The organism is Acinetobacter sp. UBA6526 (genome assembly GCF_002434875.1).
Classification (GTDB): domain Bacteria; phylum Pseudomonadota; class Gammaproteobacteria; order Pseudomonadales; family Moraxellaceae; genus Acinetobacter; species Acinetobacter venetianus.
The window spans coordinates 1-23,467 of record NZ_DJLC01000063.1; the positions used below are offsets into that span (position 1 = coordinate 1).

Here is a 23,467-nt window from a genome sequence, read left to right on the forward strand (position 1 = left end):
AGCAGGGTAGCCTGGCGCAGGACGAATACCGACATACTTCTCCTTGATCAGTTCTTCATTCGTCAAGATTTCATCAGTTTTATAACCCCAGAACTCTTTACGGATACGCTCATGCAAATGCTCAGCAAAAGCTTCTGCAAAACGATCAGCTAAAGACTGAACCAAGATTGCAGAGTAATCATCACCTTTGGCTTTGTATTCATCAGCAAGTTCTTCTGCACCGAAGATCGACACAGTGAAACCACCAAGGTAATCAGTATTGTCTTTAGAGGTACTGATAAAGTCCGCTAAAGATAAATTTGGTTTACCTGTGACTTTGTCAGATTGCTGACGAATATGTTCGAATGTATGCGTAACATTTTGACCAGTTTCATCAAATACGCTGACGCTATCTGCACCTGTACGTTGTGCTGGGTATAAACCAAACACCGCACGCGCATCGAAGCGATTATTTTCGATAATGTCTTTCAACATCGCTTGCGCTTGGTTGTATAAATCAGTTGCAGCTTCACCCACCACTTCATCTTCTAAGATTTTCGGGAATTTGCCCGCCAAGCTCCAAGAAATAAAGAATGGTGTCCAGTCAAAATATTCAACCAGTGTTGTCAATGGATAATTGGTGATGACTTGCGTACCTAAAGCATTTGGCTTTGGTGGCACGTAATTGTCATCCACTTTAAAACCATTCTTGATTGATTCAGCATAACTCAGTTTGGCTGCTTTCGGCTGCTTATTGGCTAAGCGTTCACGAATTTTGGCATATTCAGCACGGTGTTCTGCAATAAAGTTACCGCGCATTTCTTTAGAAAGTAGGGTGGTTGCCACACCGACAGCACGAGATGCATCCGCTACATAAATCACCGCATCATTTTGGTATTGCGGATCAATTTTCACTGCGGTATGTGCTTTAGATGTCGTCGCACCACCAATCAACAGTGGAATATCAAAGCCTTTACGTTGCATTTCTTTAGCAACAAACACCATTTCATCTAGAGATGGAGTGATCAAACCAGACAAACCGATGATGTCACATTTTTCATCAATCGCAGTTTGTAGGATTTTTTCACATGGCACCATCACGCCAAGGTCAACGATGTCATAACCATTACAACCAAGCACCACGCCTACGATATTTTTACCAATATCGTGTACGTCGCCTTTAACGGTTGCCATCAACACTTTACCTTTAGATTGGCTACCCGTTTTTTCCGCTTCGATATACGGGTTGAGCCAAGCGACGGCTTGTTTCATCACACGGGCAGATTTCACCACTTGCGGTAGGAACATTTTACCCGAACCAAACAAGTCTCCTACCACGTTCATGCCATCCATGAGAGCGCCTTCGATGACATCTAGTGGACGTTTGGCTTTTAAACGCGCTTCTTCAGTATCTTCGTCAATATACGTGGTTATACCTTTGACCAATGCATATTCAAGACGTTTTTCAACTGATTCGTTTCGCCATTCAAGATTTTCAGCTTCTTTCGCTGCACCACCATGACCACGGAACTTCTCTGCAACTTCGAGAAGTTTTTCTGTTGCATCGTTACCGCTTTCACCTTGATTTTGGTTCAAGATAACGTCTTCAACAGCATCTTTTAGTTCTTTCGGAATATCATCATAAATCGCCATTTGACCAGCGTTTACGATGCCCATAGTCATGCCTTGTTTGATGGCATAGTACAGGAATACAGAGTGAATCGCTTCACGCACAGGTTCATTACCACGGAAAGAGAACGAGACGTTAGAAACACCGCCTGAAATCATGGCATGAGGTAGATTTTGTTTGATCCAACCCGTTGCCTCAATAAAGTCGACACCGTAGTTATTGTGTTCTTCAATCCCTGTTGCAACAGCAAATACGTTCGGGTCAAAAATAATATCTTCAGCAGGGAAGCCAACGTCATTGACCAATACATCATAAGAACGTTTACAGATTTCACGCTTACGTGCAGCAGTATCCGCCTGACCTGTTTCATCAAAGGCCATAACAATGATCGCAGCACCGTATTGACGGCATAGGCGAGCCTTTTCAACAAACTCGTCATAACCTTCTTTCAGTGAAATAGAGTTTACAACGGGCTTACCTTGTACACATTTCAAACCTGCTTCAATGATTTCCCATTTTGATGAGTCAATCATGATCGGCACACGAGAAATATCCGGCTCAGATGCAACGAGATTCAAGAAATGTACCATCGCATTTTGCGAATCGAGCATCCCTTCATCCATGTTGATGTCGATGATCTGAGCACCTGCTTCAACTTGTTGTTGTGCAACTTCTAATGCTTCAGCAAAGTTTTCTTCACGGATCAATCGTAGGAATTTTTTAGAACCTGTGACGTTGGTACGTTCGCCCACGTTGACGAATAATGAATTTTCATCAATGTTAAAAGGTTCTAAACCACTTAAACGACAAGCAGGAATAGTTTCAGGTACTTGGCGTGGCGGAATGTCTTTAACTGCATTATAAATAGCACGGATATGATCAGGAGTTGTACCACAACATCCACCTGTGATATTAATCAGTCCACTTTCAGCAAATTCTTTAATGAATGCTGCGGTTTGTTCAGGCGTTTCGTCATACTCACCAAAGGCATTTGGCAAGCCCGCATTTGGATGGGCAGAAACAAAAGTATCAGCAACATCAGCAATGGTTTTAACATGAGGACGCATTGCATCTGCACCCAATGCACAGTTAAAGCCGATTGAAAGTAGATCGCCATGACGAACAGAGTTCCAGAATGCTTCTGCGGTTTGACCTGTTAAGGTACGACCAGAAGCATCTGTAATCGTCCCTGAAATCATTAATGGCAATTCATAACCAATTTGCTTAAATACTTCTTTAACGGCAAAGATCGCTGCTTTACAGTTTAATGTATCGAATACAGTTTCGATCAAGATGATGTCAGCACCACCCTCGATCAATGCATGTGCTGCTTCAATATAGTTTTCTTTTAATTCATCGAAAGTAATATTACGGTAAGCAGGGTCATTCACATTCGGTGAAATCGAGCAGGTACGTGATGTTGGACCGAGTACACCAGCAACAAAACGGGGTTTATCTGGTGTTGAATATTTTTCACAGGCTGCTTTAGCCAAACGTGCTGCTTCACGGTTGATCTCAGGCACAAGATCTTCCATATGATAGTCAGACATTGAAACGCGTGTGCCATTAAAGCTGTTGGTTTCAATGATGTCAGCGCCAGCATCAAGATAAGCTTCGTGAATGCCTTGAATAATTTGTGGTTGTGTTAAAACCAATAAGTCGTTATTGCCTTTTAGGTCTGATGCCCAATCTGCAAAGCGATCACCACGATAATCTTCTTCTTCTAATTTATGGCGTTGAATCATAGTCCCCATTGCACCATCAATAATTAAGATGCGTTGGGCGAGAAGGGATTGTAGGGTGGCAAGCGTGGACATAAGGAACCCCAGTACATAACAAATTGAAAAAGCAGGCGCATTGTAACAGAAGCGAAGCCAAAGCGCGTATTTTCATCAAAAAGGAGAGGTGATTGCTGAGTTCAATTTGAAAATGTCATAAAAGCTTCATCAGGCTGTAACAATTGAGTTGAATAATGTTTAAAAAGAAAACGCATGAATGAAATATGACAAGCTGTTGTCATATTTATTTGCGTTTGTTGCAAAATCAGACAAACAGTTTTTACTGTATTTGTCTTTTTCTATCTATATGTTTTTATTTGAATAAATGAAAAGCTAGGGCTGAATTATCGCAAAAAACGGCAAGAAAATGTATTAAAAACATGAAATTTTGGCTTTATGTGACAGTGCTTTGTCATATAATTGTCATAATTTAATTAAACAATACAGGGGATTTTATTATCCTCTAGCCGTCTACATGAATTCAAATCTTCCTCCTGTTTCGGATTCACCGCTTGCCGACTCTTCGGCACAATCGACGAATGTACATGTACCAACACCAAAATTCTTTATGCCGGTGTTCCTGACGATCATTGTCGCGACATTGATTTACATTGGTTTTCAGGTAAGTGCAGATTTGGCACACGTGCCACCTTTGAGTTTATATTCCGTTATTCTTTTATCGACGGCTCTTTTCATTGCTTTAGGCTTTGAATTTGTAAATGGTTTCCACGATACAGCGAACGCTGTAGCTACCGTTATTTATACCAATGCTTTGCCTGCTCCAGTGGCAGTCATGTGGGCTGGCTTCTGTAACTTCTTGGGCGTTATGGTTGCAAGCGGGGCAGTTGCATACGGTATTATCGCGTTACTTCCTGTAGAAATGATCATGAATGTCGGCAGTGGTGCTGGCTTTGCTATGGTCTTTGCTTTGCTTATCGCGGCGATTTTATGGAATCTTGGAACATGGTTTTTAGGAATTCCTGCGTCTAGCTCGCATACTTTGATTGGCTCAATCTTAGGTGTGGGTATCATGAACCACTTTTTAAATGCATCGACTGGTGCAACGAGTGGGATTGATATTGATCAAGTAATTAAAGTCGGTAAGGCTTTATTGTTCTCTCCTTTAATTGGTTTTGCTTTTGCTGCGATCCTGTTCTTATTAGTAAAGAAAATCTTTAAGCGTCAAATGGAGTTATTCCAACCGCCAGTTGGTAATAAGCCACCACCACCATTGATTCGTGCGATCTTAATTTTCACTTGTACTGGTGTAAGTTTTGCGCATGGTTCAAATGATGGTCAGAAAGGCATGGGTTTAATCATGTTGATTTTGATCGGTTTGGTTCCATTGGCTTATTCACTAAATAAGAACCTTGATGCGCATCATTTACAGTCTTTTGAACAGCTTTCAGTTCAGACAGCAACCGTTTTGAATGTTAATCAAAATGAGCTATCTGATGAAAAAGCCCGTGATGTATTGACGAAATATATCCAAACCAAAGAACAAACGCCTGAAGTTGTACCAGCACTTGCAAGTATGACAATGCATTTAGGTGAGCGTGTAGCAACTTATGGTGATCTTAAAGCGATTCCTGAAGGTGCTGTAAGTGAAATCCGTAATGACATGTATTTAAGTACAACAACATTCAAGCGCTTAGATAAAGCTGAGGCTTTACCAGCGATGGATAAAGACCAAGAGAAAGTTGTTAAAGAATACCGCAGTAATTTGGACTCATTCCTACAATACATTCCTAACTGGGTGAAAGTTGCAGTAGCACTTGCTCTGGGTCTAGGGACGATGGTGGGTTGGAAGCGTATTGTTGTGACTGTTGGTGAGCGTATTGGTAAAAACCATATGACTTATGGCCAAGGGATGTCTGCTGAACTTGTTGCGATGAGCACGATTGCTGCCGCGGATGGTTTAGGGATGCCTGTTTCTACAACTCACGTATTGAACAGTGCGGTTGCAGGTACAATGGTTGCTAATAAGTCAGGTCTAAACTTTGCGACTGTGAAGACAATTCTTTCAGCATGGATTTTTACATTGCCTGCGACGATTGCATTATCAGGCGGTCTATATTGGTTGTTCCTACAGTTTGTGTCTTGATAGATCAACACAAATATAAAATCGTTTCTTTAAAAGCTTTGCTTCGGCAAAGCTTTTTTTATGTCTATCATAGATGAGTTCAGTTACTTAATTAGATGTAGAGATAAAAATAAAGCATAGCTCATTAAATTGAACGAATATCTGGTTCTGAATCTCTTAATCAACGTTAAAGTGTGTAGCAACTGATCATATTATTTATAAGTGTTTTAATATCTTGTTCTGTAATGAGTTGGGCAAAATAAGCGGGTGGAAAATAGGGTTTATTCCCCAAACGGGGAATGTTTTTCTACAAAATTATCAACTAGTATTAATTTGCCTATGTATTAAGTTGCTACTTCACAAAGTAGCTAAATTTGATTTCATTTACACTCCGCCATTCTCTGAAATAGAGGGTGGCTTTTTTTAGCTTTTAATAGAGATAAAGTTATTTTTGCTATTACTGCATCATAACTTGCCCATTTAGAGTGATTAAATTTAGCAAGTCATGCCTTGTATCATCTAAAAAGTGTTCTCTGTCGAAATGAGAGCTGAATAGCTCGCAATCTGAAATACCAACAGGCCCTAAATTGAGCCACAAAAAAAAGAGCTGACAAAGCAGCTCTTTTTGTTTTTCAAGCTTTAAGCTTGCTGAATACCAGCAACAATCCAATCTTGTTGTGAGCCAGCAGGTTTTACAAAATGCCAAATCTCAGTAAACGGTTGCGGTAAGCTATTTAAATCTTCACTTACTGTACCTGTAAAGCGAACACTTACAACGTATTGACCGTTTTCTGTCGTGCTTTCAACAACCATTGCATTTAAATTACTAAATTCAGCTACATCTTGGTCTTGGTTTGCCACGATGTCACTGTACATTGAGTTATAAAGTTCAGGCGTTAAATAACGACGAATTTCTTCAACATTGCTTGCGCTATTTACGGATTGGATATGATTGAAACGTTGGCGTGCGATACGTAAGAATGCAGCAGGCTCAGTGCCATCTGGTAGCTGATTTCCGCTATTCATAGATGCGGCACCGAAAGGCGCTTGTGTTGCAGCACCACCAGCGACGGATTGACCAAAGATATTGGTGTTATCGCCAGATTGACGAGCTGTTGATTGAGGTGAGCTAGGGCGGCCAAAATTGTTTTGACCGCTGTTGTTTGGAGCGTATGGGTTATTGGTTGCTAATTTTTTTTTTGCGCCTAATTTGCGGAACACAAAGAAAGCGATAGCAGCTGCAAGAAGAACCCAAAGCCAGCTAGGAATGCCACCTTTTTCTTCTTGTTGAGCTTGTTCAGCAGCTTGTTGTTCAGTTGCAGTTGGATTTTTATCATCAGCAAGCGCATTTGCAGCAACAGCACCTACAGCAGCACCTGCCACACCAGCAGCAACCATTGAACCTACACCAGGACCTGATTTTTGTGGAGCAGTTGTTTGTTGTTGAGTCGGAGTCGCTTGACGAGGTTGTTGGTACGACTGGCTAGTTGAGCTAGAACGGCTCATACCATGACTTTTACCGCCACCTGCACGTTTTGCTTCTGCAATCGGTGCTGCAACCAAAGTCGCCATTAATAAAGCTGCCATCAAGCCACGCTGATGTACTTGCATCGAAAATTCCTATTTAAATCCAATTTGTCAGTGTATTTATGCAGGCATTTGTCAGTAATTTCAACTAGAAAAATATGTTTTTTTATTAAGGATTTATTTAGCTCACATTTATGGTTGTTCTAATATTATAGCCTGTTGATAATAAACAGTAAGTTTGAGCTAATTTATTATTTTAAATAGAATGATTATAGCGGAGTGAGATTTAAGCCTATAATTTGAAATAGGGGCTATAAAGGATAAAATCACAATAGATTTTATTTTAAAATATAGAAAACAGCTTTCTACGCTTTATATTAAAATCAGACTTATTGAAATTTTATCCAAGCATACCAATGATCAAGCAGTATTGCTTATACCATTAGCTAAGCTCGTCACTTAACTGCATAGCTTCAGTCAGTGCTTCATGTAAGCGAGCGACAGAAATGATCTGAACTCCCTCAATTGATTTCTGAGGTGCGTTACCTCTAGGAAGAATCACATACTTAAAGCCATGCTTTGCGGCTTCTTTTAAACGTTCTTGTCCATTCGGTACAGGACGAATTTCTCCTGATAGGCCCACTTCACCAAAGACAGCTAATTGTTGAGGCAAGGCTTTACCGCGAAGACTAGAGGCACAGGCGAGCAAGACTGCGAGATCGGAGCCTGTTTCAGTGATTTTTAAACCACCGACGACATTTACATAAACATCTTGTCCCGAAGTTTGTACGCCACCATGACGATGCATTACAGCGAGCAACATATTGAGACGATTCTGCTCTAAACCAAGTGCAACGCGTCGAGGTTGTCCGTGAGCATCATCTACCAACGCTTGTACTTCGACTAATAAAGGACGCGTACCTTCACGGCTAATCATGACGATTGATCCCGGAATTGCTTCATCATATCGACTGAGGAAAATAGCAGAAGGATTAGCAACCTCGCGGAGACCTTTATCGGTCATACCGAATACGCCCAGTTCATTGACTGCACCAAAACGGTTTTTTACTGCACGAATCATGCGATATCGCGAGTCAGATTGCCCCTCAAAATACAACACACAGTCAACCATATGTTCGAGTACACGAGGACCTGCTAAAGCACCTTCTTTGGTGACGTGACCTACTATGAATAACGCAGTTCCACTATTTTTCGCGAAGCGTGTGAGTAGGGCTGCTGATTCACGGATTTGAGAAACACCACCCGGAGCTGATTGTAAGGTTTCTGTGTATAAGGTTTGAATCGAATCTAAAATAGCAACGGCAGGTCGTTCATGTGCTAATACTTCACAAATCCGTTCAACACAGGTTTCTGCCATAACCTTAAGTTGATCTGTTGGTAAGTCTAAACGTTGTGCTCGAAGAGCAACTTGGGAAAGAGATTCCTCACCTGTAACATAGAGTGCAGAACTCTTTGCTGCTGCCATGTGCGTTGCTGTTTGCAATAAAATTGTAGACTTTCCAATCCCGGGATCACCGCCGATCAGCACAACAGAGCCTGTGACTAAACCACCACCGAGTACGCGATCAAATTCGCCAATACCTGTTGCAAGACGTGTTTCATGTGAAACTGAAACTTGATTTAATGTTGTAATGCTTGCTGCTTGACCAGCATAGCCACCGCCCAACTTAGTTTGACCGCGATGCGTCACAACGGGTTCAATACGTACTTCTACGAGACTATTCCACTCGCCACATTCAGTGCATTGCCCAGCCCATTTTGGATGATCTGCACCACATTGTTCACAGCGGTAAACTGTTTTAACTTTTGCCATATTTTAAATTGAAAATTTTCTATAAATTAGTTAAAAAGTATAGTAATTACGAAAACGATGCGTCGAGTCCATTTTTCTTAATAAGGAATAAAGAAAAAGGGCGTTTTTCGTAACTCATTGGTTAAAGGGAAGTGCTCAGAAAAATAACATGATATAAGACTTTTACAAGTAAGATACAGTGTGTTTTTGAGTCAAAATATTCGTTCAATTCACTTTTACCATGGAAGGTCTGCGAGCAGTTGTTCAATTCTTGTCATATAGCGCAGGTTGAATGGCATAGATATTGCTCCTGCTCAGACAAATGAAAATATATCATTTGCTATATTTTCAAATTATATAAAAAGGTTGATGTTTATGAGTGCAGCAGAAATTGTTGATTGGGTAAATGGAATTATTTGGAGCAAAGCTCTAATCTATTTATGTTTAGGTGCAGGTTTATTTTTCTCGGTTTTAACGCGATTTGTCCAAGTCCGACAGATCAAAGAAATGATGAAGCTTCTGATAAATGGATCTTCATCAGCACAAGGTATTTCATCGTTTCAGGCACTGGCAGTTTCGCTTTCAGGACGTGTGGGTGTAGGTAATATTGCTGGGGTTGCCGCAGCAATTGGTTTTGGTGGTCCGGGCGCTGTATTTTGGATGTGGGTTGTTGCCTTTTTAGGTGCGAGTACAGCTTATGTCGAATCAACCTTAGGTCAAATTTATAAAGTTGAGTATCAAGGTCAGTATCGTGGTGGGCCTGCGTTCTATTTCGATAAAGGTTTGGGACAACGTTGGTTAGGTATTCTTTTCGCCATCGCTGCAATTATCTCTTGTGGTTTATTCCTACCGGGTATCCAAGCAAATGCAGTTGGTAATGCTTTTACTCAAATTACGGGTGAAGGTGCAGTTGTGTTTGCTGGGATTGGTGCTTATAAATTATTAGCTCTGGTTGTGATTGTAACACTGTTAGCCATCATTATTTTTGGTGGTATTAAACGTATCGCACGTTTCGCGGAGTTTGTTGTTCCATTCATGGCTGTCGGTTATATCTTGATGGCGCTTGTGATTGTGTTTATAAACATTCATGAACTTCCTGGCGTAATCAAAATGATCTTTGCTGATGCATTCTCTCCAATGGCGGGTATTGGTGCTGCAATTGGTTGGGGTGTAAAACGTGGTGTTTACTCAAACGAAGCGGGTCAGGGTACTGGTCCACATGCAGCCGCAGCCGCTGAAGTTCAACATCCTGCACAACAAGGCTTTGTACAGGCGTTCTCTGTATATGTAGATACCTTATTTGTATGTTCAGCAACAGCATTTATGATCCTCATTACGGGTATGTATAACGTACAAGGAACTTTAGATGCTGGAAGCTTTATTGTACAAAACGTAGGTGCAACGATTGAGATTGGTTCTCCTGCATTCACTCAAATGGCTGTAAGCACTGTATTCGGTGGTTTTGGTCAAATCTTTGTTGCATTAGCGGTATTCTTCTTTGCGTTCACAACAATCGTTGCGTATTACTACATTGCTGAAACCAACATTACTTATCTTAGCTATATCATGAAGATGCCATCATTGATGTTCATAACTAAGTGCTTCATTATGATTGCAGTAATTTATGGTGTGATTAGTGCGACAGGTTATATTTGGGGTATTGGTGATATCGGCGTAGGTTTAATGGCTTGGATTAATATCATTGGTATTATCTTGACCTATTTCATCTGGAAGCCAACCATGAAAGCATTGAAAGACTATGAACAACAGCAGAAAGCTGGCGTAAAAGAGTTCACTTTCGATCCAGTGAAATTAGGTATCCGTAATGCAACTTACTGGGAAGAGCGTTTAAAGAAACAACAAAAGAATGACTAAATATTGAAGGATTCGTTCAGCAAAACTTAAAAAAGCAGCCATATAGGCTGCTTTTTTATTGTCAATATTCGGATTTTCTAAAAACTGCTGTGTCAAAAAAGTGCATTGTATTGCTCCATTCTTGTGCGTATTATCGATGCCCATTGTATCTCCCATGAAATATTGAGTAATACACACAAAGAATTGGTTAGCTAGAAGCCTATCAAGAATACTTAGCAGAAAAGATGCCTATAAATGGTGCAAGAGTATTTGGGGTTGGCTCTGAGCTAGCTCACTAAGAATACTGGAGCGGTTTTGTAAAAATGTCGAATCAAAATCTGAGTGAGTCTGTAGAGCAAGACGGACTTCACCGTAGCTTATCCAATCGACATCTACAGTTGATTGCGATTGGCGGAGCAATCGGAACGGGATTGTTTATGGGGTCAGGTAAAACAATTAGTTTAGCTGGTCCATCTATTCTGTTTATTTACATGATGATTGGTTTGATGGTGTTCTTCGTAATGCGTGCATTAGGAGAATTATTATTATCCAACTTAAATTATAAATCCTTCATCGACTTATCTACTGATTTAATTGGGCCTTGGGCTGGTTATTTTGTGGGTTGGACCTACTGGCTTTGTTGGGTCACGATTGGTATTGCAGATTTATCCGCAATTATTTATTACCTTGAGTTTTTCAATGGTGGTGAATCTTTTGGTGCAGCAGAAGGATTATTGATTAGTACGGTTGCCATTCTATTCGTACTTGGTTTGAACCTTGTCACTGTCAAATTATTCGGTGAGATGGAGTTCTGGTTTGCGATGGTCAAAATCACAGCAATTATTGTATTAATTGCTGTGGGCTTATGGATGATATTTACAGGTTTTACTAATAATTTAGGAACAACGGCAAGTGTCAGTAATTTGTGGACACATGATGGTTTATTTCCTAAAGGATTGGATGGTTTCTTAGCTGGTTTCCAGATCGCAATTTTCGCCTTTGTTGGGGTGGAGTTGGTGGGTACAACGGCAGCTGAAACACAAGATCCGAAACGAAATCTTCCTAAAGCAATTAACTCGATTCCAATTCGTATTATTATTTTCTATGTGTTGGCCTTGTTCGTTGTCATGTGTGTAACGCCTTGGGACCAAATCAATCCTAAAGTCAGCCCTTTTGTAAATATCTTCTCTCAAGCGGGTATTGCTTCTGCGGCGATTATTATGAATTTGGTGGTATTGTCTTCGGTAATGTCATCGATGAATAGTGGCGTATTTTCTACAAGTCGCATGTTGTTTGGCTTGTCTGTAGACCGCCAAGCACCAAAGTTATTCGGTAAGTTGTCTAAGTCTGCTGTACCAGCCAAAGCATTGATTTTCTCATCAATCTGTATCTTCATTGGTGCATTCGTACAATTTGTTTATAAGTTGAAAACGGGAACAAATGATGAAGTCACAGCATTTACCTTAGCGACGACTTTATCAACGATTCTGTTTATATGTGTTTGGATGATTATTATGTGGAGTTATATTAACTACCGTAAGAATCGCCCTGAGCTTCATGCACAATCGACATTTAAGCTTCCAGGTGGAATTGCAACCTGTTGGGTTGTGATCGTATTTTTCCTTGCAACGATTTATTTCCTTGCTTTGGATGAGACCACTTTAGAGGCGTTAAAAGTCAGTCCTATTTGGTTTGTAGTATTGATCATTGGTTATTTCTTTGCGAAAAAGAAATAGGCAGAGACATTCGATAAGAAAAAAACGCCAGCATAAGTTGGCGTTTTTTTATGTTTGGTCTTTAGCCAATCCTATGATCACGCTATACTGCTGCGAATTGTAAAAGTTAGGTGCTCAGATGCTTAAAGTCATTTGTTCGATCAGTTTATTACTGAGCAGTGTCGTGTTAACAGCATGTGGTCAATCAGGTGCATTGCAATTACCATCTGATCCAAATCATGACAAACGTGCCAAATATCTGCTTTATAAAAATGAAGCATCTCAAAGTAAAGCTTCATCTGATGTAATTACAGAAGATCAGAACACAGCTTCGACGACTCAATCTCAGACAATCTCACCTTAAGTTTGTAAATAAGGACATCTTCATGGGTTTCACTCGCATTAATGGAGTATTGCATGCTGAGCAATGTTCATTAGATCAGCTCGCACAGCAATTTGGCACACCTTTATATGTTTATTCAAAAGCAACTTTGGAGAAGCATTATTTAGATATGCATCGTGCTTTTGATTTCATTGATCATCAAATCTGTTTTGCGGTGAAGTCAAACTCAAACTTAGCTGTTCTGAATGTTTTAGCAAAATTAGGCGCTGGTTTTGACATCGTTACAGGTGGTGAGCTAGCTCGTGTACTTGCGGCTGGCGGTGATCCTGCAAAAATTGTCTTTTCTGGTTTGGGTAAATCAGAATCAGATATTGAAAATGCATTAAATGTTGGTATTGCTTGTTTCAATGTAGAGTCGCATGCCGAGCTTGATCGTATTCAAAAAGTTGCGGCAAAACTAGGTAAAAAAGCGCCAATTTCTTTGCGTGTGAATCCCGATGTTGATGCAAAAACACATCCCTATATTTCGACTGGTTTGAAAGAAAATAAGTTTGGTATTCCGAGTGATACGGTAGATGAAACTTATCAATATGCTGCATCTTTACCGAATTTAGATATCGTCGGAATTGATTGTCATATCGGTTCACAATTAACAGAAACAAAGCCATTTGTAGATGCGCTTGATCGTGTTGTCGTGATGATTGAGCAGTTAAAAAAATTAGGTATCAATCTCAAACACATTGATATCGGTGGTGGCTTGGGTGTTCGTTATAAAGATGAAACGCCGCCAAGCGTTGCAGAATATGCAAACTCGATGCGTCCAGTATTAGAACAACTCGGTTTAAAAGTTTATATGGAACCGGGACGTAGTATTTCTGCCAATGCAGGTGCATTACTCACCAAGGTGGATTTATTAAAACCAACCAATCATCGTAACTTTGCTATTATTGATGCCGCAATGAATGACTTGATTCGTCCATCTTTATATGAAGCTTGGATGGATATTCAATCAGTTAACCCAAATCCTGAAGTTGAAACAAAGACGTGGGACTTGGTTGGTGCAATCTGTGAGACTGGCGATTTCTTGGGTAAAGAGCGTGATTTAGCACTACAAGAAAATGATGTTCTTGCAGTATTGGGTGCAGGTGCTTACGGTTTTGTAATGAGCTCAAATTATAATACGCGTGGTCGTGCTGCTGAGATTATGGTCAGCGGTGATCAAGCCTATTTAATTCGTGAGCGTGAAACAATAGAATCTCTTTGGGAAAAAGAGCGTTTATTGCCTGAGGAGTAAATTGAGATGTATTTAGAATTTACCAAAATGCATGGTCTGGGCAATGACTTTATGGTCGTTGACCTTGTTACCCAACGAGCTTATTTAGACACGGTCACGATTCAACGTTTGGCTGATCGTCACTTCGGCGTTGGTTTTGACCAGCTTCTGATTGTAGAACCACCTGATTTACCTGATGTTGATTTTAAATATCGTATCTTTAATGCAGATGGTTCTGAAGTCGAGCAATGTGGTAACGGCGTACGTTGTTTTGCGCGTTTTGTACATGAGCGTCAACTGACGACGAAAACAAAAATCCGCGTACAAACTAAAGCTGGCATCGTTGAGCCTGAATTAGGTGCGAACGGTTGGGTTCGAGTGAATATGGGCTATCCAAAGTTCTTGCCACAAGAAATTCCTTTTGTTGCGGAAGAAAATGAAGATGCTGAAGGTTTGTATTCATTGGCTTTAGCTGAAGAGAGGAGCATTAACATAGATGTCGTGAATATGGGGAATCCCCATGCGGTGACAATTGTTTCTGATGTGTTGACTGCTGATGTTGCCAAAATTGGTCCGCAAGTTGAGTCTCATGTACGTTTTCCTGAACGTGTTAACGCTGGATTTATGCAAATCTTGAATGAAAAACAAGTGCGACTCCGTGTATTTGAACGTGGTGTTGGTGAAACATTGGCGTGTGGTACAGGTGCTTGTGCGGCTGCGGTCAGTGGTATGCGCCGTGGTTTACTTGCCAATGAGGTTGAAGTTCAACTGGCTGGTGGAAAACTACATATTGCTTGGCGTGAAGGTGATGTGGTTTGGATGACAGGCCCAACCACGCATGTTTATGATGCACGATTGGATTTAAGATATTTCCAAAGTTAAAATTAGATCAAATAAACACCCATTATTGGGTGTTTATTTTTAGAGAGAATAATAATTTTAAAGGATAGCTATGAATAATCTTGTTTTTCTAGCTGGTGCATCAGGCAATACAAAATTTTGGACTCCTTTGATCGAAAAACTTCCTGAAAGTTATACAAAACAAGTGATTGCTTACCCAAGTTTTCATGGTGAACCAGCACATCCAGATATAAATAGTTTTGATGATTTAACGAGTTATGTGATTGAGAAAATTCAACAACCTTCTATTCTAATTGCCCAATCCATGGGTGGAATTTTTGCTATTGCAGCAGCATTAAAAAAGACACATTTGATTAAAGGCTTAGTTTTGATTGCAACCTCTGGCGGTATTAATTTAGATCAGTTTCAAGTCCAAGATTGGCGACAAGGTTATCAAGCCGAATACTTGCAATATCCAGATTGGTTTGTAACAGCAAATATAGCCTACGAAAATTCATTAACTGATATTGATATAAAAACCTTACTCATTTGGGGAGATCAAGATCTCATTAGCCCTGTTCCAGTTGGACAATATCTTAATCGTATTTTGAAAAACTCAATGTTATATATTGTCAAAAATGGTGATCATCAACTTGCAGAGAAATATGCAAATGAAGTTAGCCTGCAAATTAAGCATTATTTAGAGGAATTATCGCTATCAAACTGAAAAAAGCGTACCAACATAAAGTTGTACACTTTTTTATCTTTTACTGAATGCGAGTTTTAAAGCAAATAAAATAAAAATGCTGCCTGTGATGCGATCCATATACTGAATAAACTTAGGTTGCTTTAAATAGCTAGAGACTGACTGCATTGCAGCAATTAAAAAAACAGACCAAATAAATCCTAATATGACATGGATAGAGACAAGACCCATCGTCCAAATTACTGGAGAAGAGGATGGAGGGATGAATTGTGGAAGAAAAGAAATATAGAAAATACCAACTTTGGGATTCAATAAATTTCCCCAAAACCCTCGTATGAACCAATTTTGAGTTACTGCTATTTCATTGATATTTGCAAGTTGAGTACGTGGTTTTAAAATAAGATTGAGACCTAACCAAGCAAGATAAATTGCTCCGGCCCACTTCAATACATTGAAGGCAAGATCAGACGTCATCAACAGCGCACCTAAACCACAGGCCACAATAATACCCCATGCGACACATCCTAAATTTATTCCTAAAGCAGCTTGAAAAGCTTTCGCTCGACCTTCCAGTGTTGCTGTTCGGATAATCAATGTTGTATCCAATCCAGGCGTGATGGTTAGTACCGTGATTGCAATCAAATATGGAATAAGTATCGTTGACATTTTAGGGAGCGCTCAGTAAAGCTTGAATTCGATTGTATTACATCAATAATGATTCTTGGAGTGCTGTTAGCGCTATTTAGGAAATATTTGTTAGACTTTAATAATAGGTGATTCAGGTCAGAATGGAGAGCGAATTGGAAGCCCCAGAAAAACTGCTGTCCATGTGGTTAAAAGAACGAATTATTCAAAATCAGTCTGAGCATACGATTTCAGCATATCAACGTGATCTAACTGACTTTTTTAAATTTTGTGAAAATAAGCAATTAAATTTGCAAGATGTTGAGGCTTCAGACTTGAGAGAGTATTTAGCGGCACGTGTTGAGCGTGACCAATTGAGTTCAAGCAGTTTACAGCGTCATTTAACCTCTATTCGTCAGTTTATGAAGTGGGCAGAGCAAGGTCAGTATTTAGCACAAAATCCATCAGAAGACTTTAAGTTAAAACGCCAGCCAAGACCTTTACCGGGGCTAATTGATATCGAAACGGTTCATCAAATATTAGATCAGGCTTTGCCTGAAAAACCGATAGAGCAACAACTTTGGGTAAGAGATAAAGCGATATTGGAATTATTGTATTCAAGCGGTCTGCGTTTGGCTGAGTTGCAAGGATTAACCGTTAAAGATATTGATTTCAATAGACAGCTTTTAAGGATCACAGGTAAAGGAAATAAAACGAGAATAGTTCCCTTCGGTTCCCCAGCAAAACAAAGCTTGATTGATTGGCTGAAGATTTATCGTATTTGGCAAGGTAACTTCACTGCTGAATCAGCGGTTTTTATTTCTCAGCGTGGTCATGCATTAACGCCTCGGCAGATTGAAAATCGAGTTAAGCTGCAAGCGCAACGCGCTGGTGTAAATATTGACTTACATCCACATTTATTAAGACATTGTTTTGCCAGTCATATGCTGTCAGCCAGTGGGGACTTACGTTCAGTACAAGAAATGCTCGGACATAGCAATTTATCAACCACGCAAATTTATACACATGTCGACTTTGATCAGTTGGCAAAAGTATATGATCAGACACATCCACGGGCGCAAAAGAATGAACATTGAAAAGTACCCGCAACCATTAGCTCAAGTTGCATTTAGGCAATGTTGTGAATTAATTGATGAGATTTTGCATGGTTATCGAGCAGTTATAAATCAAAGCTATCAAGGTTATTTAAATCACTGTAAGCGTGTGGTGGCATGTTGTTTGATGTTAAGTAAGGATGACAGTAAAGAAACACTGCGTAAAATTGCGATTGCTGCGGCTTTTCATGATATTGGTATATGGACTGCACACACTATTGATTATATCAAACCTTCGGTTGAGGAAATGCGGCAATATCTTGTATCAAATGAGTTGTTAATGTGGGAAAAAGAAATCACATTAATGATTACTGAGCATCATAAGGTCACTAAGGCTGAATGTTTTGAATATCATTTAGTTGAAAAATTTCGACGGGCTGATTATGCCGATTTCACACTTGGGTTAGTTCGATCAAATATTCCATTGAGTGAATTTCATAAATTGACAAGAGAATTTCCAAATAATGGTTTTCATAAGACCTTAATTTATTTGGGAATAAAACGCCTATTGCAAAAACCATGGAGCCCACTACCGATGTTTAAATGGTAGCTAGAACTTATGATTGTGCTTTAGATAAACTTTGAACGATACATTATGTTTCAAATGCGGTTGATTAATAATCAGCTGTATACACACTTTAGCGTTAGAGAATGTTTAATTCGTGTTCTTACTTTTTTGCCAAGTTTTGGTAAAATGAAAAATGTGTTAAAGCATAAGTCAAACTGATTAATTTGGGTTTTAAGCATTAAATCAATTTTGTGTTTTTTAGATCATTGAATTTATTAAAATATTAAATAAATCAAAGCATAATAATTTTAATTTAATTGTTCTGAATTGCATTTATCAAACTCAACTTTTATTTAGTGAACTGAGCATTTCATCTTTTTTACAGGCATAGCGGAAATTCTGACTTGACCGAAATGCCAAATACATTGCAAGATAGGGCACCTAAAAAGTTTCAATCGAAGAGTTAGAATACTCTTCACTACATTTACTTGCTTAGAACAGCCGAGGATTACATGAAGGCTCTTGTTGCTGTAAAACGTGTGGTTGATGCCAACGTTAAAGTTCGTGTTAAGCCGGACAATAGTGGGGTTGACCTTACCAACGTTAAGATGTCAATTAACCCATTCTGTGAAATCGCAGTGGAAGAAGCGGTTCGCTTAAAAGAAAAAGGAACGGTTTCAGAAATCGTTGTTGTTTCAGTGGGTTCTAAAGACGCGCAAGAACAAATTCGTTCTGCAATGGCTTTAGGTGCTGACCGTGGTATTTTAGTTGAAACTGCTGATGAAGTTGGCGCTTTAGAAGTTGCTAAGATTCTTAAAGGCGTTGTTGATGCTGAAAAACCAGAACTTATTCTTCTTGGTAAACAAGCAATCGATGATGACTCTAACCAAGTAGGTCAAATGCTTGGTGCTTTACTTGGTGCAGGTCAAGGTACTTTCGCATCTGAAGTTAAAGTTGATGGCGGTAAAGTTCAAGTTACTCGTGAAATCGACGGTGGTTTACAAACTGTTGAGCTTGCACTTCCTGCAATCATCACAACTGACTTACGTTTGAATGAGCCACGTTATGCTGCTCTTCCAAACATCATGAAAGCTCGTAAGAAGCCTCTTGATACTAAAACTCCAGCTGATTACGGCGTTGCAACTGGCACTAAGCTTAAAACTGTTAAGGTTGAAGCACCTGCTGAACGTAAAGCTGGCGTACAAGTGAAGTCTGTAGACGAGCTTGTTGAAAAATTGAAAAATGAAGCGAAAGTGATCTAAGGGAGTAAAATCATGAGTATTTTAGTTATCGCAGATCACAACAACCAAGCTTTGAATGGTGCAACTTTAAACGTTGTTGCAGCAGCTCAAAAAATTGGTGGTGACATTACTGTATTAGTTGCTGGTTCTGGCGCTCAAGCAGTTGCTGACGCTGCTGCTAAAGTTGCTGGTGTGAGCAAAGTATTGCTTGCTGACAATGCTGCTTATGCAAACCAACTTGCTGAAAACGTTGCTGGCTTAGTTGCTGACATCGCGAAAGGCGGTTACAAATACGTATTAGCTGCTTCTACAACGACTGGTAAGAACCTTCTTCCACGTGTTGCTGCGCTTCTTGACGTAAGCATGATTACAGACATCATTGCTGTAGAATCTGCAAATACGTTTAAGCGTCCTATCTATGCAGGTAACGCGATCGCAACTGTTCAATCTGACGAAGCAATTATCGTTGGTACAGTTCGTGGTACTGCATTTGATGCGGTTGCTGCTGAAGGCGGTTCTGCTGCAGTTGAAGCGGTTGCTGAAGCAAACGATGCTGGTATTTCTAAGTTTGTTAGCGAAGAAATCGTTAAACTTGATCGTCCAGAATTAACTGCTGCTCGTATCGTAGTTTCTGGTGGTCGTGGTGTAGGTTCTGGTGAGAACTACCATAAAGTACTTGACCCATTAGCTGATAAGCTTGGTGCAGCACAAGGTGCTTCACGTGCTGCGGTTGATGCTGGTTTCGTACCAAACGACTTCCAAGTTGGTCAAACTGGTAAAATCGTTGCGCCTGATCTTTACATGGCGATAGGTATCTCTGGTGCGATCCAGCATTTAGCTGGTATGAAAGATTCTAAAGTTATTGTTGCGATCAACAAAGACGAAGAAGCGCCAATCAACAGCGTTGCTGACTACTGGTTAGTTGGTGATTTGAACACTGTTGTACCAGAATTGGTATCTAAACTTTAATTCTTTGAATTAAGTTGAAAAACGCTCCGAAAGGAGCGTTTTTTTATGATTAAAAAAATCTGAATAATATGTATCGCGTCCTAAATTCTATTATCAAATTAAGTTATTGTTTTAATCTTAAAGTGTACTTGTTGGTACACTTTTGCTAAAATTAGCTTTTATCCAATTTGGATAGGTTATCTCCTGATGAAATTTGATATGCGCTTTGATGCTAAGGCGCTATTTTTGCTTAGCTTAGTATTGCTTACTCTCCTGATCTCTATTACAAAAGTTGAGTGGTTGTTGACGTGGAATGTACATTTAATCGAGGATGTACAAGCTTTAATCTTACTTCTATGTGTGCCTTTTACTTGGTTCTATATGAAGCCTAAAAGCTTATCAGATCAAAAGAAATGGTTTTGGATGTGGGCTATCGCATGGTGGTTTATGTTTTTTGGACGGAGTATCAGTTGGGGGCGTGACTTTTTCCCTGATGTTGCAAAGATTTACTTTAGAGCCATCTCTGTGGTTGTGATTGCACCAGTCGTATTTATGCTTTTCTCATCGAAATTACGTGCAGAGATTGCGTATAAAGTACGCTTTGTAAGGTTTCCATTTTGGTATTTAATGATAGCAATCGTATCTTTATTTTTCGCCGACTGTGTCGAGCATCATCGTCTTATTGGTTCATGGCTATTGATTGATCTAGCGAGCCAAGATGTCGTAGAAGAATTATATGAAACACCATTTATTTTTGCGTTATTTTCTGCTGCTCATTTCTTTATGCAACAAGATCGACCAGTTGAAGTTGATATGGCAATGGTGTGTACAGAATCTAACTAAGATTTAAATAGCCTGCAGCTATTGTCCTAGATTAGCGGGCTTTAAAATCTATATTACAATTCTGGGATAATTATTTTTACAAGCCGTTTTGTTTATATTTTAATCAAATTAGGTCTTTAATTATTCGTATCTTTTCCAATCCAATTCAATGTTTTTAACTTATTAATTCTAATAAACTTTTTATTGTAAAAAAATGCTATTTTCCGATTGCTGTACTCCCCGTTTATATGACCTTTATGCTATAATTTTTCGCTGTATTTTTTTATTTTTAGTTCCAATTTCTGGGCTAAATTTTTGCAAGATTGAAGACATAAAAACAGATAGAAATTTCTATTTGTACACAAGGAGTATGCATGAGCGTATCGGAAATCAGACCGATTGCCATTGAGGACGAACTCAAGCATTCATATTTAGATTACGCGATGAGCGTAATTGTTTCTCGTGCATTGCCAGATGTTAGAGACGGTCTAAAACCTGTTCACCGCCGCGTACTATATGCGATGCATGAATTGGGCAACGATTATAACAAAGCGTACAAAAAGTCTGCTCGTGTTGTCGGGGACGTGATCGGTAAATATCACCCACACGGTGATAGCGCAGTTTATGAAACGATCGTTCGTATGGCGCAGGACTTTAGCTTGCGTTATATGCTTGTTGATGGTCAAGGTAACTTCGGTTCTGTCGATGGGGATAGCGCAGCTGCAATGCGTTACACCGAAGTTCGTATGCAAAAATTAACCCATGAGATTTTAGCTGATCTTGAAAAAGATACGGTTGATTGGGAAGATAACTACGACGGTTCCGAGCGTATTCCTCAAGTGATGCCGACACGTATCCCTAATCTTTTGATTAATGGTACGACAGGTATTGCGGTCGGTATGGCGACTAATATGGCGCCACACAATATGACCGAAGTTGTGAATGCGTGTTTGGCTTATGCAAATAATCCGAATATTTCAGTAGAAGGTTTGATGGAACATATTACTGGTCCAGATTTCCCTACAGGCGGCATTATTTACGGTAAATCAGGTATTGTAGATGCTTACCGTACAGGTAAAGGTCGTTTGCATATTCGCGGTAAATATCACTTTGAAGAAGACCAAAAAACAGGTCGTACCACGATTGTCTTTACTGAGATTCCTTATCAAGTCAACAAAGCAAAAACCATTGAGCGTATTGCTGAGTTAGTGAAAGAAAAGAAACTCGAAGGTATTTCTGAGCTTCGTGATGAGTCTGATAAAGAGGGTATGCGTATTGCCATCGACTTGAAGCGTGGCGAAAACGCTGAAGTTGCGGTCAATAATTTATTCTTGCATACACAGCTACAAAACTCATTCAGCATCAACATGGTCTGCCTAGACAATGGTCAGCCAAAGTTGATGAACCTAAAAGATATTATTGCGGCATTTATTCGTCACCGCCAAGAGGTTGTGACTCGCCGTACTATGTACGAATTACGTAAGGCTCGTGAACGTGGTCATATCTTAGAAGGTCTAACGGTAGCTTTGGCAAATATCGATGCCATTATTGAAACCATTAAAACATCTGCAAACCCAGCTGAAGCACGTGAGCGTTTGCAAGCGGGTGAGTGGGCTGGCGGTGGTGTTGTTGCATTGCTGGAAAAAGCGGGCGCAATTTCAGTTCGCCCTGATGAGATCGAAGGTGAAGATCCTGCACGTCCATTCGGTTTGTCTGGTGATATCTATCGCTTATCACCAACTCAAGTTGGCGCAATCTTAGAATTACGTTTACACCGTTTAACTGGCTTAGAACAAGATAAGTTACACGCAGAATATACTGAGATTTTAGGTCAAATCGCTGAATTAACAGCAATTTTAAATGACTTTAACTTGTTGATGAACGTGATTCGTGAAGAACTTACTTTGATTTTGCAACAGTACGGTGATGGTCGTCGTACAGAGATTGTTGAGTCAGGTGTTGATTTCTGCCGTGAAGACTTAATTCCTGAAGAGCAAGTTGTATTGACTGTGTCTCAAACAGGTTATGCAAAAACTCAACCACTTTCTGATTATCAAGCACAACGTCGCGGTGGTCGTGGTAAGTCTGCAACTGCAATGAAAGATGATGACATTATTCAGCATTTAATTGTGGCTTCAAACCATGCAACGGTATTGTGCTTTACCAATGTGGGTAAAGTTTATCGTTTACGTGTGTTTGAAGTACCACAAGCATCTCGCGGTGCGAAAGGTCGTCCAATCATTAATTTACTTCCGCTGGAAGCAAATGAAACCGTAACAGCAATCTTGCCGTTGACGGAGTTCCCTGAGAATCACTATGTATTCATGGCGACTGCCTCAGGTACAGTAAAACGTGTTGAACTCGCGCAATTTAGTAATGTTCGTTCAAATGGTTTACGTGCGATTGAGCTGAATGAAGAAGATACCCTAATTGGTGTTGCGATTACTGATGGTAATCAGCAGATTATGTTGTTCTCGAATGAAGGTAAGGCAATTCGTTTTGCTGAAACTGATGTTCGTGCAATGGGACGTACTGCGAAAGGCGTGCGTGGTATGCGTGTAAGTTTTGCAAGCAATACCATTGAAGCTGAAGATGCGGATGTTGAAAATGATGATAGCGATGACAATGATGATTCATCAGATTCGAATTTAATCAGCCGAATTGTTTC

17 protein-coding genes are annotated in these 23,467 nt (G+C 39.8%); 13 read left to right on the forward strand and 4 right to left on the reverse strand.

From position 1 onward, the window contains the following. On the reverse strand, positions 1-3,426 hold a 3,426-nt coding region (gene metH / locus B4237_RS04160), incomplete at its 3' end, for a methionine synthase (RefSeq protein ID WP_286941578.1). A 436-nt stretch (positions 3,427-3,862) separates the two neighbouring features. On the opposite strand from metH, the gene B4237_RS04165 reads away from it, so the two are divergent. After that, positions 3,863-5,491 carry an inorganic phosphate transporter gene (locus B4237_RS04165; RefSeq protein ID WP_061396513.1) on the forward strand — a complete coding sequence of 543 codons (1,629 nt, stop codon included), beginning with the start codon at positions 3,863-3,865 and terminating at the stop codon, positions 5,489-5,491. 618 nt (positions 5,492-6,109) lie between these two features. Here the strand turns inward: B4237_RS04165 and B4237_RS04170 are convergent. Together B4237_RS04170 and radA are read right to left on the reverse strand one after the other, a co-directional pair. Continuing rightward, positions 6,110-7,081, reverse strand: a complete 972-nt coding sequence (locus tag B4237_RS04170; protein WP_278595482.1) for a Tim44 domain-containing protein — start codon at positions 7,079-7,081, stop codon at positions 6,110-6,112. Between the two features lie 358 nt (positions 7,082-7,439). Next, on the reverse strand, positions 7,440-8,831 hold the full coding sequence (gene radA / locus B4237_RS04175) for a DNA repair protein RadA (RefSeq protein WP_004878434.1): 1,392 nt from the start codon (positions 8,829-8,831) through the stop codon (positions 7,440-7,442). Between the two features lie 354 nt (positions 8,832-9,185). Here radA and B4237_RS04180 point away from each other — a divergent pair, with 354 nt between their 5' ends. From B4237_RS04180 to B4237_RS04205, 6 genes are all read left to right on the forward strand, one after another. Beyond that, positions 9,186-10,685, forward strand: coding sequence for an alanine/glycine:cation symporter family protein (locus B4237_RS04180; RefSeq protein ID WP_278595481.1), 1,500 nt, complete (start codon positions 9,186-9,188; stop codon positions 10,683-10,685). Positions 10,686-10,987: 302 nt separating this feature from the next. Beyond that, positions 10,988-12,400, forward strand: a complete 1,413-nt coding sequence (locus B4237_RS04185) for an amino acid permease (protein ID WP_278595480.1) — start codon at positions 10,988-10,990, stop codon at positions 12,398-12,400. A 118-nt stretch (positions 12,401-12,518) separates the two neighbouring features. Continuing rightward, positions 12,519-12,743, forward strand: coding sequence for an LPS translocon maturation chaperone LptM (gene lptM, locus B4237_RS04190; protein ID WP_004878438.1), 225 nt, complete (start codon positions 12,519-12,521; stop codon positions 12,741-12,743). A 22-nt stretch (positions 12,744-12,765) separates the two neighbouring features. Beyond that, positions 12,766-14,016, forward strand: coding sequence for a diaminopimelate decarboxylase (gene lysA, locus B4237_RS04195; protein ID WP_278595479.1), 1,251 nt, complete (start codon positions 12,766-12,768; stop codon positions 14,014-14,016). Positions 14,017-14,022: 6 nt separating this feature from the next. After that, positions 14,023-14,877, forward strand: coding sequence for a diaminopimelate epimerase (gene dapF, locus B4237_RS04200; RefSeq protein ID WP_278595478.1), 855 nt, complete (start codon positions 14,023-14,025; stop codon positions 14,875-14,877). Between the two features lie 70 nt (positions 14,878-14,947). Beyond that, positions 14,948-15,562: an alpha/beta fold hydrolase gene (locus B4237_RS04205; protein WP_278595477.1), complete on the forward strand. Its 615-nt coding sequence runs from the start codon at positions 14,948-14,950 to the stop codon at positions 15,560-15,562. Between the two features lie 33 nt (positions 15,563-15,595). On the opposite strand, the gene B4237_RS04210 is transcribed toward B4237_RS04205, so the two are convergent. Continuing rightward, positions 15,596-16,207 (reverse strand): LysE family translocator, encoded by a 612-nt coding sequence (locus tag B4237_RS04210; protein ID WP_023014251.1) that lies wholly within the window; start codon positions 16,205-16,207, stop codon positions 15,596-15,598. A gap of 161 nt (positions 16,208-16,368) precedes the next feature. Between B4237_RS04210 and xerA the strand changes: the two genes are divergently transcribed. The 6 genes from xerA to gyrA all read left to right on the forward strand — a co-directional run. Next, positions 16,369-17,262 (forward strand): site-specific tyrosine recombinase/integron integrase, encoded by an 894-nt coding sequence (gene xerA, locus B4237_RS04215; protein WP_278595535.1) that lies wholly within the window; start codon positions 16,369-16,371, stop codon positions 17,260-17,262. Further along, on the forward strand, positions 17,252-17,830 hold the full coding sequence (locus B4237_RS04220; protein ID WP_278595476.1) for an HD domain-containing protein: 579 nt from the start codon (positions 17,252-17,254) through the stop codon (positions 17,828-17,830). Before xerA ends, B4237_RS04220 begins: the two co-directional genes overlap by 11 nt. A 470-nt stretch (positions 17,831-18,300) precedes the next feature. Beyond that, complete coding sequence (locus B4237_RS04225; protein WP_004878445.1) at positions 18,301-19,050, forward strand: electron transfer flavoprotein subunit beta/FixA family protein; 750 nt, start codon at positions 18,301-18,303, stop codon at positions 19,048-19,050. Positions 19,051-19,062: 12 nt separating this feature from the next. Continuing rightward, positions 19,063-19,998: an FAD-binding protein gene (locus tag B4237_RS04230; RefSeq protein WP_004878446.1), complete on the forward strand. Its 936-nt coding sequence runs from the start codon at positions 19,063-19,065 to the stop codon at positions 19,996-19,998. Positions 19,999-20,184: 186 nt separating this feature from the next. Beyond that, on the forward strand, positions 20,185-20,820 hold the full coding sequence (locus B4237_RS04235; RefSeq protein WP_278595475.1) for a hypothetical protein: 636 nt from the start codon (positions 20,185-20,187) through the stop codon (positions 20,818-20,820). A gap of 353 nt (positions 20,821-21,173) precedes the next feature. Next, a partial coding sequence (gene gyrA, locus B4237_RS04240; RefSeq protein WP_286941591.1) for a DNA gyrase subunit A occupies positions 21,174-23,467 on the forward strand: 2,294 nt, incomplete at its 3' end.

Bases quoted from the DNA above. Each gene is read 5' to 3' on its own strand.
- lptM (WP_004878438.1), top strand. From the start codon at position 12,519: ATGCTTAAAGTCATTTGTTCGATCAGTTTATTACTGAGCAGTGTCGTG.
- B4237_RS04210 (WP_023014251.1), bottom strand. From the start codon at position 16,207: ATGTCAACGATACTTATTCCATATTTGATTGCAATCACGGTACTAACC.
- lysA (WP_278595479.1), top strand. From the start codon at position 12,766: ATGGGTTTCACTCGCATTAATGGAGTATTGCATGCTGAGCAATGTTCA.
- xerA (WP_278595535.1), top strand. From the start codon at position 16,369: ATGTGGTTAAAAGAACGAATTATTCAAAATCAGTCTGAGCATACGATT.
- radA (WP_004878434.1), bottom strand. From the start codon at position 8,831: ATGGCAAAAGTTAAAACAGTTTACCGCTGTGAACAATGTGGTGCAGAT.
- dapF (WP_278595478.1), top strand. From the start codon at position 14,023: ATGTATTTAGAATTTACCAAAATGCATGGTCTGGGCAATGACTTTATG.
- B4237_RS04235 (WP_278595475.1), top strand. From the start codon at position 20,185: ATGAAATTTGATATGCGCTTTGATGCTAAGGCGCTATTTTTGCTTAGC.
- B4237_RS04165 (WP_061396513.1), top strand. From the start codon at position 3,863: ATGAATTCAAATCTTCCTCCTGTTTCGGATTCACCGCTTGCCGACTCT.
- B4237_RS04220 (WP_278595476.1), top strand. From the start codon at position 17,252: ATGAACATTGAAAAGTACCCGCAACCATTAGCTCAAGTTGCATTTAGG.
- B4237_RS04185 (WP_278595480.1), top strand. From the start codon at position 10,988: ATGTCGAATCAAAATCTGAGTGAGTCTGTAGAGCAAGACGGACTTCAC.
- B4237_RS04205 (WP_278595477.1), top strand. From the start codon at position 14,948: ATGAATAATCTTGTTTTTCTAGCTGGTGCATCAGGCAATACAAAATTT.
- B4237_RS04170 (WP_278595482.1), bottom strand. From the start codon at position 7,081: ATGCAAGTACATCAGCGTGGCTTGATGGCAGCTTTATTAATGGCGACT.
- B4237_RS04225 (WP_004878445.1), top strand. From the start codon at position 18,301: ATGAAGGCTCTTGTTGCTGTAAAACGTGTGGTTGATGCCAACGTTAAA.
- B4237_RS04180 (WP_278595481.1), top strand. From the start codon at position 9,186: ATGAGTGCAGCAGAAATTGTTGATTGGGTAAATGGAATTATTTGGAGC.
- B4237_RS04230 (WP_004878446.1), top strand. From the start codon at position 19,063: ATGAGTATTTTAGTTATCGCAGATCACAACAACCAAGCTTTGAATGGT.